General features: G+C 30.4%; 3 protein-coding genes. 2 read left to right on the top strand and 1 reads right to left on the bottom strand.

Annotated features, from left to right (window positions below):
• Nucleotides 1–63: 63 nt before the first annotated feature.
• Nucleotides 64–5064, bottom strand: coding sequence for a DUF4132 domain-containing protein (locus ITB9_RS04520; protein WP_054851323.1), 5001 nt, complete (start codon nucleotides 5062–5064; stop codon nucleotides 64–66).
• Nucleotides 5065–5485: 421 nt separating this feature from the next.
• On the opposite strand from ITB9_RS04520, the gene ITB9_RS04515 reads away from it, so the two are divergent.
• The gene (locus tag ITB9_RS04515) at nucleotides 5486–8605 is read left to right on the top strand and encodes a PAS domain S-box protein (RefSeq protein ID WP_054851322.1); all 3120 of its coding nucleotides are present in this window, start codon (nucleotides 5486–5488) and stop codon (nucleotides 8603–8605) included.
• A gap of 35 nt (nucleotides 8606–8640) precedes the next feature.
• Complete coding sequence (locus ITB9_RS15810; protein ID WP_054851321.1) at nucleotides 8641–14820, top strand: PAS domain S-box protein; 6180 nt, start codon at nucleotides 8641–8643, stop codon at nucleotides 14818–14820.
• Nucleotides 14821–14972: the final 152 nt, after the last annotated feature.

Genomic DNA, 14972 nt, shown 5'->3' with positions numbered 1-14972 from the left:
ACGAGGACTTGCAACAAAAGCCCGACCACACCTAAGTGTGGTAACGCCATTATTGTTTTAAAATTAACTGTTTATTTGAGCTAAAATTGTTGGATCTTGTATTGTATTGTCTTCAGAAAGTAGTTTCATCTTAGAAATAATTTCGGCAGATTTTGGGTCTTCATCAACAAAAGGTAAAAATAGTCGACCTCTGTGTTGACTATGTACAGGTATGATAGATAAAGCTAGTCCATTTTTACTAACTTGTCCACTACCTAAATGTATACTGTACTCTCCAAAGGTTCCTTTTATAAATATGTGACGCTCTTTAACCGTAATATTTTTAAGCTGAAATAACCTTGCAGACTCTTCAGCCAATGCAGCACGCATTTGCATTGTACTATGACTAGCTTCGGGATCTACACCACCAACGTGTGCAACGCTAACAACAAGGTCAATGTCTCGCATTATTTCACTAAAAATCACCGAAGGAATCTCTGTTAATGGTATGGTTTTGTAAGTGTCAATGGATTGAAAACAAATGTCTTCTAGCGTTGGTGCTTCTGTGTCTGAAGGCGAAAACCAATCTGCCATAGCATACATGGTAGCAATAAAACCGTGTTTGTGATATACTTTTTGCAAACCATCTTCCATGCTTACAGTCCAGCCACGACCTCTTAATAATGCTACGGTTTTTTTAGGTTGAATTTGATGACCTTGGTAACGCTCTGATCGGTTGCTATGTTCACGCTCGTCGTTAGTTATTAAATACAATTCTCTAAACACTTGTTTAAAGGGTTGTGTAATACGCTCTGCAAACAAATATTTTTGATATAAATCCCATTGTACAGCCTTATACAGCTGTGAGGTATGTGCAATACATAAAATAGTGTCTGCTGTAAGTTTTTGCGATTTACCAATGGTATCAGTTAAACTTCCGTTGTTGTAAAATCCTGATAGTTTTGTTTCTGGGTTAATTAATACTAATTTACTAAGCATTACTTTTACAATAGGATGTTGCATCATCTTATCAATTTCTGAGGCAGTAAATTGGTCTTCGTTTACCATTGCATTTTCTAAGGATATACGCGTGCGACTGTATTGTTTTGATAAATAGTTTTTGTTGTTTTTAAGCGCAATAACTTGTTTGTCTTTTCTTAATTTGGCAGGAATCGCTTTTAAGGTTTTACCAGCTTTGGTAACCTTAATATCAGCTTTACCTATAGCATTAATGACTAGTTCCATTTCAGTATTATCAATGCTTAGTAATGCTTGATCCATAATAGCTTTAGTGGCTTTAGCTTCCATTGCCCAGCCAAACCTAACACGATCTTTATAACCAGCATTTCTAGATAAATTATCTAATGCTATAGTAACAGCAATGGCTTCGCTTTCTTGTCTTTGTGCACCAAACTGTTTACTTTGTTTTAAAAAGTCTTGCAATACATTATAACGCTTTAAAACGTCCTTTTCTGGAACAGTTTTGCTTAAAGGAATTAAACCTAATGCACGAACGTAGTCTTTATCACGCTTATCTTTGATTTTTTTTAGGGTTTCAGTGATTTTAACTTCGCCTAACATGACACTAGAGTATAATTTTACTTGTCTGTGACCATTACCATCAGATATGTATTTGGCTGCTTCGTGAAGCAGTTTCCAGTTGGTTTTACCTAAGCTGTTGTATACTTTGTTAAACCAATCTATATCTATAGCACCAAGGTTGAAATCGTTTTTAGGGATTTCTGAATAACGTGAAATTATAGTTTCCTTTTCACTATTCATATAATCTGAAGCATGAGCCTGAAACCACCAAACAGCATTTTCAAGACGATCTATTTTTAAATATCGACCAACTACATCAGCCCATTGTGTGGCATAACAAGCAAGCTCTATTAATCGTTTTTTAGGGATTTTAGCTTGATCTGCACATTTAGCAAAGTCTGCATAGTCTTCAGTTTCTTTAAAAATGGTCTTTTTTAGTAAGGCACTAAACTTAGATTTTTTACTGTCACCATAATAGCTGTAGCCACGTTCAAAGTTTTCTTTGCCTAAACGTTCTAAAATCCTGAAGACATAATCTACACCTTCAACTTTATGAATCGCACTAACGTATCCTGAAGCAGGTGTTGGAAGATCACCTCGTTCTAACTCTGTTTCTAATAAATTAGTTTTTAAAGGCTGAAAGACGTGTTTAGGAATCATGTTTTGTTTGAGTCCTTTTTTGTAGTTCATTCTGTAATTAAATCCACCATCAATAATGGTCATTAAACTGCTAGAATGTAGTGCTTGAAAGAGTAAGTCGTCTACATTTATTAATCCCTCTTGATATAGCTTAATTGTTATTTCAATATTAGGAAATTCCAGGTTTTTAGGTTTTTTATTACTTTCTGTAATTACATCAATACTTGTCGCATCTGAAGGATGTGAGTAATTTTGAGCAACTAAATACATGTGGATATTCCAGTATCTTAAAAGCTCTTGTTTAGACAGTTGGTTTAACGACTGTACTCCAAAATTAGGAGTCAGTGGTAATATAATACTGGTCCAATTAAATGTGGTTGTATAATGGTAACCATTATCTTGGAAACTGGTTAGCTTATATTTTTTAGGGAAGTTAGCAATAATGTCTTCTAATACATTTAATTTAAACGAACCTATAACATTAGTTTCTGCGTAAGCATAAAACAAACGTTTTAAGATGGTTTTATAGTTGTGTAATTTGACGTGATAGTTGTCTTTTGCATTTAGATTTAAACCGTTTAAATCAGGATAGTATTGTCTTAAAAAAGGTTCTAAAGCTTTGTAGTGTCCAAACGGGTAACTGCAATGGTTTAAGTATCTTATTACAGCGTATAATTCGAAATCATTTAAACCACTATTGTCGTACCATTCAATCCATAAATTAGCTAATGGGATGTTGTGTAACTTATCCAAAGCTGAAGCCTCTTCATTTAATCGTTTTATGTCGTGTATTCCTTTTTCTATGTATAAAGTTTGTATTTCACCTTGATAAGCTTCATGTTGATATTCGTGGTTTTTGTGGTTATTAACAATGTTTATTAATAGGTTAACTTGGATTATAATTTTATTAGTATCAATAAATTCGCTGAATTTAAATCCTGAAGTTTGTGAAGTAGAAATTCCTAATTTATCAAAAAAGCTAGTTTTGTTCTCAAAACAACTTTTAGGTTGGTATAAAGTTGTAAGATTTGAAAAGTCAATGACGCCAAACCCATTACTGAAATTAAACTCTTTATTAGTGTCTGAAAACTTATCTAAATAAACCTGTTCGTTTATAGTGATTTTAGGACGTTGGTTATAAAGGTTTATTTGATCTTCAATAAACAAAGTTTCTTTGTTTTTGTCATGTAATAATGTTAGGATTTCTAAACCAGCAAGTCTTTGATTTATGTTTTTAGCAGATATTAAATGTGTTACGCAAGTCCTCATGCGAAACGTTTTTAACGAAATTATTAAAGTAATTAGGTTGGTGCGTAAGCTTTTGCTTTTTCGTCTTAATAAATCTTGTGCAATCTCTAAATCTTCATCATAAAGATGCATTTTGCTAAAAATATTTAAACCAGTCGCCATCACCATTTCATTACGGTTGTAAACCGCTTGTCTAGCTAAGGTTCTTTTCCAAGACGTTTGATTTAAATCTAATTGGTCTTTTTTATTAGTTTTTTGATTTAAACTGTAAAAAGAGTAACTGTAATGTTTAGGAAATACTTTACAGATATAGTTTTCTCTAAACTCGGTTGGAAGTTGGTCTAAATCCTTACCAAGAATTTCTAATTGTTGCTCTGTGGCACTATTAATTAAAAATCTAAAAAAATAGTTTGGTCCAGGTTTAAAAGTCCACCATGAAAAGATATTACTTTCAATGGTTTTGTCTTTTTCAGAGACCGTTTTGGCAACGTTAAATAATTTTTCAAAAGTCGTATTATCTAATGTTGTTGTTGGTAAGTTTACAGTCATCCAATGGTCTAAAGCATAATCTTTACCAACCTGAGTTATAAAATAGTCAACCAATGCCTCATTACGTCTTTCGGTTTGATAGATAAAATAGAGGGCTAAGATCTTTTTGTTTCTGTCTTCTGAGGTAAAAACAATATCTAATGCTTTAATGTTAGCACGATCTACATCTAAAATACCAATAGACCATAAGGCAATATAGACTTCTAAATTATCTTTGCTTTTTAAAAGCGTATCGACTTCTGCTAGATTTAAAATTAATGACTGAGCAGTTTTTAATACACGATTTAAAGTTGTTTTTTTAGGAGTTTCCCAATTTAAACCAAACCATGTATTAATAGCTCTAGTAACACTACTAAATCGAGTTAAGTTGTTTTCTATAACAATATTGATTATATATTTAAAAGCACCAAGACTGGCATAATCTAAAGCCTCTAAGATGGTTTGTCTTAAACCTTCTTGGCGTTGTGCTGCCAATAAAAGTTTTCCGATCATTTCCCAATGCTTTTGGTCTTCAGACAATAGCATGGCTTTGATAATATCAGCACTTATACCACCAATCTCATCTTCACCTTGAATAATATCGTCTAATAATGTATCAAACATGCCTTCTGCATTGTGTAATACTGTAGCTAAAAAATAACTGTTAGCGTTTGGGTAATAGGTACTGTATTGAAAATGTTCTTGTAGTGATAAACCATTAAAGCCAATACGACTAAAGTTTAAAAACTTTATAAAATAATCTAGTTTATTTATTAAAATGGTTTTGTTTGGTTTAGATCTAAATGCTTTTTTATCATAACCTGTTTGATAGGGTAGTGTGTCAATAAAATCCCATAACGATGCTAAATATGGCGCTTGTATGACTCCGTAAAGTTGTATGCCTAAGCGCATACCTTCAGGATTGGCCCAAGGATTAATAGTAATAGGGTTGTCAAAAGCTTCAATAAAATCGTCAACATAATAATTAACGTGTTTCTCTTTTTCTATTTGACCTAAAATTTTGGCTAATACTCTATATGGTTGTGAAAACAGTCTAAAGTCAAATCTGTCAATTGCTGGTTTGCTATGTGTTTTAATGTATTTATGTGCGTCTTCTACAGGAATCATACTGTAATTTTCTTTTTTATAATTAGTCGTAATTAATAACCTATCTAAATAGGCTTAAATAAGTGTAGGCAATATACTTGTAATTAATTTTTTTGGACTCACTGTATTTAATGATTTTTTTGATTTTAAGACAGAAAGAGAATCCTTTAGTACAAATAGTTTAATGCTATTTTTAAGTTGATTTTATGAAACTGATTTGAAAGGATTTTTTGAGTTTTAATAATAATCTGTTTGAATCTTCTTACAATAATTAGTAGTCTAATATTAGGGTTGATAACCTAATATTGAAATGTTTTTTTGTTTAAATAATTCCTGTATTAAAATTTAATACATTATTTTAATGCTTTATTAGTCTGTTCTCCCTTAATGTTAAATTATTAATAATTTAATAAAACTAAATTGTTGCTGTTGCAAAAAATTTATGACTAAAAAGAAAACCAACATACTAAACCAATTAAACCAATTAAATGGTTTTACGTCTGACTATTTAGAATCTTTAGAAGAAGGTTTTCTAGTCTTTGATACTACTGGCGAAATTATAATTGCAAACGATGCCTTTTGTAACATGTCCGGTTTTTTAAAAAAAGAGCTTTTAGGTGCTAAAGCTCCATTTCCTTTTTGGCCAAAAAATAAACATGATGAATTTAGCGAAAGGTTTGATAAAATCATTAAAAAACAACTTAAAGGTGAGTTTAATGGATTGTATCAACATAAAGAAGGGAATGAATACCCAATAATAGCTTATGTTTCTAATATTAAAGATGAAAACGAGGACGTTATTGCATATATCATATTAGTACAAAATGCTACCGAATATAAGCCATATAACCTTTTTGACTTTTTAAAAAATAACGATTTATCTTCAGTATTAAATTATCGAAAAAAATATTTAGATCTAATAGTTCATAAAAAATTAGCCTATAAACTAGAAAATACTTTAAATCATATTACTGATGGGTTTATTTTATTAGACAGTAATTGGTGCTATGTATATGTCAATAAAAAAGCTGCAGAGTTAATAGAACGTGATCCTAAATCTATTTTAGGTAAACATCTTTGGACCGAGTTTCCTGATATTGTTAAGAGTAAGTTTTATGATGCTTACCAAAAAGCAGTTAAAACACAACGCACACAGTTTTTTGAAGATTATTTTGCACCTAATGATAAATGGTTTGAAAACAGGGTATATCCCACAGAAGATGGATTATCCATATACTTTACAGATATAACCGAAAGGAAAAGATATGAAGAAAAATTAATTGAAAGTGAGCGATTGTTTAAACGATTAACATCTAAAGCACCTGCAGCTATTTTTCAAACAGATATTAACGGGTTTTGCAACTACGTCAACGAGAAATGGACGCAATATGCAGGAATTACCTATGATGAAGCTATGGGTTATGGTTGGTCAAAAGCAATTCATCCTGATGATAAAGACAGAATAGTGGTCGAGTGGGAGCATTACATGAAGTCTGACTCATTTGAACTTGAAACAGATTTTAGATTTAAACATAAAGATAATACTGTTAGATGGGTGTCTGTAAAAACTGTTGGGACTTATGATTCTGAGAACAATCCTAATGGTTACATAGGAATGGCTTTAGATACTACCGACCGAAAAATTGCTGAAGAAAAACTAATAAATAGCGAAAAACTTTTTCGTGGTTTAGCAGCTAATGCTCCAGTCGGAATATTTAAAACAGACTTAAATGGTGCTTGTAATTTTGTTAACCAACAATGGATAGATTATGCAGAGATGCCATTTAAAAAAGCTATGGATTTTGGTTGGATAGAAGCAATACATCCAGAAGATAGGGATGACGTTGTTGATGCTTGGTTGCAAATAGTACCTACAGGTAAAGACTTTAATATAGACTTTAGGTTTTTAAACAAAAAAAGAAAAACTAAATGGGTGTCTGTTAAAGCTGTAGGGACTTATAATGCCCAAAATAAACTTTACGGTTACATAGGTGTTTTAATAGATATTAGTGACCGTAAAATTGCTGAAGATAGATTAATAAATAGCGAAAAATTATTTAGAGGTTTAGCAGCCAATGCACCTGTAGGCATATTTAAAACCAATAAAGATGGTGCCTGTAATTTTGTTAATCAAGAATGGATGAATTATTCTGGTTTATCCTTTAAAGAAGCTTTAGGTTATGGTTGGGTAAATGGACTTCATGAAGAAGATAAAGACCGTGTTTTAAAAGAATGGCAAGCTTCTATAATTGGTAAAGTAGATTTTGAGATAGATTGCAGGTTTATTAATAAAAAAGGAATTGTAACCTGGATGTCTGTCAAGGCAATTGGTTTATTTGATGTTAACAAAATACTATATGGTTATTTAGGGACGTGTTTGGATATTACAGAGCGTAAAAAGTCTGAGGACGAAATTATATCAAGTAAAATTTACTTGGATAATATTATAAATAATATTGGTGATCCTGTTTTTGTAAAAAATGAAAAAAGTGAGGTAATTTTAGTTAATAATGCAGCTTGTGCTTTTTTTAATTTAACTAAAGAAGAGATTTTAAATAAAACAAAAACTATAAATGAATCGTGTGCTACCTCATTCAGCTTTCTAAAAAATGATGCTTCAGTACTTTTCTCAGGATTAGAAACCGTTACTGAAGAAACCTTTGAAGTCTCTAAAACATTAACCAAAACTATTTCGACTAAAAAAACAAGGTTTATAGATAATAAAGGAAACCGTTTTATAATTGGAGTAATTAGAGATATTACACACATTAAAAAAACCGAAATAGAGCTAGAAAAGCATAAAAATAAATTAGAAGAATTGGTGGTAAAACGCACTGCTCAATTAGAAGAAGAAAAAGTAAAAGCGCAATCTGCAGATTTAATGAAATCAGCTTTTTTAGCCACGATGTCACATGAGTTAAGAACACCAATGAACTCTATTATTGGTTTTACTAGTGTACTTTTAAAAGAGTTTTCTGGACCATTAAATGATGAACAGAAAAAACAGCTGTCTATGGTTAAATCTAGTAGTGACCACTTATTAGGTTTAATTAACGATGTTTTGGATATATCTAAAATTGAAGCAGGTAAACTAGATGTTGTTTTAAAAGAATTTGATTATTTATTGACTCTAGAAAAAACTATAGAAATATTAATGCCTCAAGCACAAAAAAAGCAGTTAACCGTCGTGTCAGAAATTAGTGTAACTAAAGTTAATTTGCATAGTGATCAACGCAGAGTAAAGCAAATTTTAATAAATTTATTAAACAATGCCATAAAATTTTCCAACTCTGGTACAATAACAATTAAAGTAGACCAAGATAAAGACTGGTTAGTTACCCAAGTTGTAGATCAAGGTATTGGTATTAGTAAACAAAATTTAAGTCATTTATTTAAACCATTCATGCAGTTAGAAGGTGGCTTAAGCCGAAATCATGAAGGGACTGGATTAGGATTGGCAATAACAAAAAGTTTAGTCGAAAAATTAGGAGGAACAATAGACGTAAAAAGTAAGCTTAATCAAGGTAGTCGCTTCACCTTTAAATTACCATTTAATCAATAATTCAAAATAAATTAAGTAAAGATTACAAACAGCTCATGGATTCTAAAAAAATTTTAATAGTAGATGATACTTTTCAAAACCTATACTTATTAAGAGTAATATTAGAAAAAGAAGGATTCCAGGTACTGGAAGCAAATAACGGACAAGAAGGTTTAGAGACTTTAAAAAGGTATCATGTAGATTTAATAATTTCAGATATTTTAATGCCAATAATGGACGGATATTTGTTTTGTAAAGCGTGTAAAGCTAATAGTGATTATAAAAATATTCCCTTTGTATTTTATACTTCAACATATACAGCCAAATTAGACGAAGATTTTGCTTTAAAATTAGGTGCAGCTTCTTTTTTACGAAAACCAATCGATCACGAAGAATTAATAAAAGAGATAAAATATATATTAGAAAAAAATCAGAAAGCAACCTCTATTAACGATCAAATTAATATCTCTGAAGATGAGGTATTAAAACTTTACAGTCAAAGATTAATAGATAAGCTTAAACAAAAAAGTCTAGATTTAGGTAATGAAGTTTTAGAGCGTAAAAAAGCAGAACAATTGTTAATCCAAAAAAATCAAATCTTAGATTTAATTTCATTAAATACACCTTTAGATTCTATTTTTGATCAACTACTGCTTAATTATGAAAGTAATAATCCTAACTATTTTGGATGCATAAGCTTACTAAGTAAAAACGGAAAACAATTACATCTTAAATCTTCACCATCGTTACCTAAAACTTATACAAAATATATTAAAGTTTTAGAGATACACTCACAAAAAGGATCGTGTGGCACTGCAGTTTTTTCAAAAAAACCAGTTATAGTTTCAGACATAGAGAATGATAAACTTTGGGTAAATGATAAAGAAATAGCATTAAAACATGGTTTTAAATCTTGTTGGTCACTTCCTATTTTAGATAAAAAAAACACTATTTTAGGAACTTTTGCAATTTATAGTAAAGCTATAAGTTCTCCAACTATTGATGAAGTTCAAGAACTTAATTTTGCAGTTAATTTAGCAAAGATTGCCATAATTAAACATAATATTGTCACAGAAATAAAAAGAAAGGACGAAACCTATAAAACATTAATTAATCATGCAAGTGATGCTATTATTGTATATTCTCTAGATGGTACAATTCACGAGTTTAATGATTTTACAGCGAAGGCTTTAGGATTTACTAAAAACCAATTTTCTAAGCTAAAAATTCAAGATGTATTAGTTGGTAATATCAATGTAGATAGTGATAATAATAAGCAATTATTAAACGGAACTCCTGTAGTTTTTGAAAGACAATTCACTAAAAAAGATAACACTATTGTTGATGTTGAAATCTCTTCAAGATTAATAAGCGATGATAAAATATTAGCCATTGCAAGAGATGTTTCTGAACGTAAAAAGTACCTTCAAGAAATCAAGTCAGCTAAAGAGTTTTCAGAAAACCTGATTAAATCCATGCATGAAGGTTTTGTGGTTTTAGGTGAACATACTGAGATTTTAAGTGTTAATCCTGCATTTTGTAAAATGACAGGTTTTAACGAAGAAGAATTGTTGGGTAAAAAAATACCACATCCATTTCATTTGCCAGAACAATTTGAAGAGCTTCAACAAAAAAATAAAACGCTAAAAAAAGGAGCGTTAAACCCTAATATTAATACGGTTTATAAACGAAAAGACGGAACCAAGTTTTCGGCACACGTTATCATGTCTAGTATAAAAAATGAAAACGGAAAATCAATTATAAATTTTGCAACCGTTCAAGATGTAACCGAACGAGAGCAAATATTACAAAAACTAAAAGAAAGCGAATACAGATTAAAACAATCTCAGATAGTAGCAAATATTGGGTCTAAAACCTTAGACCTTAAAACTATGATTTGGGAATCTTCAGAGATTTTAGATAATATTTTAGGTATAGATGAAACATTTACTAAAACATTTGAAAATTGGAAAAAAATAATTCATCCAGATGATGAAGATGATGTTCTTAAAAGTTTAGATTGTTGCATTAAAAAACACAAAAAATTTTATAAAGAATATAGGGTAATTAGACCTGATACCAATAAAATAATATGGGTTTATAATATAGGTAAATTGCTGTTTGGTACAGATGGAGAACTTGTTAAAATGGTGAGTACTGTTCAAGACATTACTGAGCGTAAATTATCCGAAATTAAATTACTTGAAAGCGAGTATAGTTTAAGGCAATCTCAAGAAGTAGCAAGTATTGGATCCATAACGGTAGATTTAAAAACCATGACTTGGCAATCCTCTGAAGTTTTAGACGATATTTTTGGTATTGATGATTCATTTATAAAAACAGTCTCTAATTGGAATGATAATTATATACACCCAGAAGACAGAGATAGCCTTAATAATTATTTAAACGACTGTATTACTAATAACAAACGGTTTTCTAAAGAGTACAGAGTGATTAGACCTTTAGATAATAAAGTGATTTGGGTACATGGTATTGCTGAAGCATTATTTGATAAAAATGATAACCCAATCAAGTTAATTGGTACCATACAGGATATTACAAGTCGTAAATTATCGCAATTAAAATTAGAAGAAAGCGAGTATGTTTTAAAACAATCTCAAAAAATTGGTAACATAGGCTCATACACTATAGATTTATTAGACATGACTTGGGATAGCTCTGAAGTAATGTTTAATATTTTTGGGATAAACCAAGATTACCAACGCACAATAGATAATTGGGTAAATTTAATACATCCATTGGATAGGGACCATGTGTATCAATACTTTTTGGATTGTGTAAAGTCAAAACAGCGTTTTAATAAGGAGTACAGAATTTTAAGGCCAATTGATAGTAACGAGATATGGGTGCATGGTGTAGGGGAAGCTATTTTTGATAATGCAGGTAACCCTATCAAAATGTTGGGTACAATTCAAGATGTTACAGAAAGAAAACTTTCAGAAATTACATTGCAAGACAAAGAGCAATCACTAATTATAGCACAAAAAATTGCTAAAATTGGAAGTTTCAACCTTGATTTAGTAAATAAAATAGCGATAACATCAATAAATTTTAACACGATAATAGGTGTAGAAGAAGAAAAGAATATTCCTTTTGCCTTATGGCAAAACTTAGTAATAGCAGAAGATAAAAAACTTGTTAAACATGAGATGTTAAAATGTCAAAAGCACAATAAAAAGTTTGACTTAGAGTATCGCGTTAAAACATTTAATACAAAAGATGTAAAATGGATTCATGGTTTAGGAGAAATAATCTTTAAAAATAATATACCAGTTAATTTTGTTGGTACAATTCAGGATATAACAGAACGTAAAACAGCAGAGTTAGAATTAAAAATTGCTAATGAGTTTGCAGATAATTTAATAATGTCACTTCAGGAAGGGCTTATTATAATAAATTTTAAAGGAGAAATTCTAAAAGTTAACCCATCGGTAACTAAATTATTAGGCTATAAAGAAGAAGAGTTAGTTGGTATGAAAAGACCATTTCCTTTTGAGTTTTCAGATGATGAAGGATCAATAACCGAAGCAATAACAGAAACCAGAAAGGGTAATAAGCAAAATACAAAAGGTAGATTAATTAAAAAAAATGGAGAAAAAATAATAGTATCCTTTACTACTGGATATATTAAGGATAATACAAATACTTTAACCGCTTTATTTGCGACATTAAAAGATATATCAAAAGAAGAAAAAGCAAAAAAAATCCTAGAAGATTCAGCTTTTAAATCTAATCAGAAAAAAGAAACTATAATATCATTAACAAATTTAATAGGTAAAGACTTAGATCATTCATTTAAAAAAATTACAGAATTAGCTTCAAAAACATTAAACGTAGCTAGAGTTAGTGTATGGCGTTTTAATACAAAGATGAATCAATTAACCAGTCAAAAAATATTTAGTCTTGAGACAGGAAAATATCAGTCAGGAACAGTGTTATCTGATAAAGATAACCCAGAATACTTCCTTGCTTTAGATAAAAAAGAAACTATAACAGTAACAAATGCACAAAAAAATAAATTAACTAAAGCATTTGCTAAAGATTATTTAGTACCAAATAATATAACCTCATTAATGGATGTGTTTATTAATAGCGCAGAGGGTCATTATGGTGTTTTGTGTTTTGAGCATGTTGGTAAACCATTAAAAAAATGGTCTGCTGAGGATCAAGAATTTGCAACAACAATTGCAAGTGTTGTTTCATTAATGGTTGAAGGTACAGAGCGTAAAGAAGCAGAAAAAGAGCTAAAATCAGAAAAAGAATTTTCTGAGGAGTTAATTACGTCATTACATGAAGGGTTATCTGTTGTAGATTTGGACAGTAAGCATATTAAAGTTAATAAAGCGCTTTGTACAATGACAGGTTTTTCTGAAGAAGAATTAATAGGTATAAAACCTCCTTTTCCGTATTGGCCTCCAGAAAAAAATGATGAGGTTTATGACCTGTTTGAAAATGCAAGTCAAAAACTAGGTTCTAATATTAAAGTGACGTTAAAGAGAAAAAATGGCGAGTATTTTCCAGCCTCATTATCCTACTCTATGATAAAAGGTAATAACGGAAAAGTAAAAGCCTATTTTGCAACCATAAACGATATTTCATTAAGTGTTAAAGCTGAAAATATATTAAAAGACAATATAATTTTATCTAACCAACGAAAAAACACCATTATAGAGTTGGCTAACCTTATTGGAGAAGATTTTAATTCATCTATACTAAAAATAGCAAAAACTTCAGCAATAGCTTTAGATATAGCTTTGGTTACCATTTGGAAATATCAAGATGATGATAATGAGTTATTAAGTAAACTTCATTATAATTTATTAACAGATGAAGCTCAAGTTGAAAACTTAACTATTTATAAAAAAGATTATCCTGATTATTTCAACATTTTTGAAACTAAAAACAGTATTAATATATCAGATGTAAATACAGATCCATTAACCAAAGCATTTTCAGAAAAATACTTTAAGCCTAATCAAATAACTTCAAGAGTAGATGTTTTAATCTACGGAAGAAATAAACATTACGGTATTATAAGTTTTGAATGTCGTGTGCCAAATCGTGTCTTTACCCATGAAGAAGAAAGTTTTGCAACATCAATAGCTAGTATTGTTTCTTTAATGGTAGAAAGTAAAGAGCGTACATTAGCCGAAAAAGAAATTGCTAAAACCAACCAGCAATTAACCGAAGCTAATTTAGAGTTAAATGATTTACGTAAACAACTTGAAAGAGAAAATGTATACCTTAGAAACGAGCTAGATCTTGTTTTTAACTATGAAGAAATGGTGTATGGAAGTGCTGAGTTTAGTAACGTGTTGACACAAGTAGAACAAGTAGCACCAACAAATGCTACGGTTTTATTGTTAGGTGAGTCTGGTACAGGAAAGGAATTGTTAGCTAGAGCAATCCACAATATTAGTACAAGAAACAATAAACCATTAATAAAAGTTAATTGCTCTGCAATACCAAGAGAACTTATAGAAAGCGAACTGTTTGGTCATAAAAAAGGATCGTTTACTGGTGCATTTGCAGATAAAATAGGAAAGTTTGAGTTAGCAGATGGTGGAACACTGTTTTTAGATGAAATAGGAGAGCTTCCATTGGATATGCAACCTAAAATATTAAGATTCTTACAAGAAGGCGAAATTGAAGTTGTTGGAGGTGTCGAAACAAAGACTTTAGATGTTAGGGTAATTGCAGCGACTAACCGAAATCTTGAAGAGGAGATTAAGAAAAAACAGTTTAGAGAAGATTTATACTTTAGGCTTAATGTATTTCCTGTAAATGTCCCTTCATTAAGAGACAGAAAGGATGATGTTCCGTTATTGGTAGAGCATTTTGTAGATAAATTTAATAAAGCTTATGACAAGCAAGTTAAATATATCTCTGATGAAGCTATGACAAAATTAAAAGCTTACAATTGGCCAGGAAATATTAGAGAACTTGAAAACTTGGTTGAACGTGCATTAATATTATCTACAGGAGACACTTTAATTGTTCCAGGATTTGAAACCGCTAATCAAAAAATTAAACAACGTATTATTAATAGTAAAGACTTAAGTCTGGATTCTGTATTGCGTAATCATATACTAGAAGTTTTAGAAGGCTGCAATTGGAAAATTAGCGGAGAAAAAGGAGCGTCAGAATTGTTGGGTCTTAAACCAAGTACTTTGCGCGATAGAATGTCTAAACTAGGCATTAAAAAACCTAAATAAAAGTAACGGTATTCCGTGAGTAGTGTTTTTCGTCGTTAAAAAATGACGGAATACCGATTCTTGATAAAGTAATTTGTAAAACAATAAAATATTTTAAATCACTGATATACAGCTGTTTGTTATTTATTTGTATATTTATATAAGCTTTGGCA

Source organism: Olleya sp. ITB9 (assembly GCF_001315805.1).
GTDB lineage: Bacteria > Bacteroidota > Bacteroidia > Flavobacteriales > Flavobacteriaceae > Olleya > Olleya sediminilitoris.
The sequence above is the reverse complement of the archived record's forward strand: the minus strand, read 5'-3'. Positions and strand labels throughout refer to the sequence as shown.

Bases quoted from the DNA above. Each gene is read 5' to 3' on its own strand.
- ITB9_RS15810 (WP_054851321.1), top strand. From the start codon at position 8,641: ATGGATTCTAAAAAAATTTTAATAGTAGATGATACTTTTCAAAACCTA.
- ITB9_RS04520 (WP_054851323.1), bottom strand. From the start codon at position 5,064: ATGATTCCTGTAGAAGACGCACATAAATACATTAAAACACATAGCAAA.
- ITB9_RS04515 (WP_054851322.1), top strand. From the start codon at position 5,486: ATGACTAAAAAGAAAACCAACATACTAAACCAATTAAACCAATTAAAT.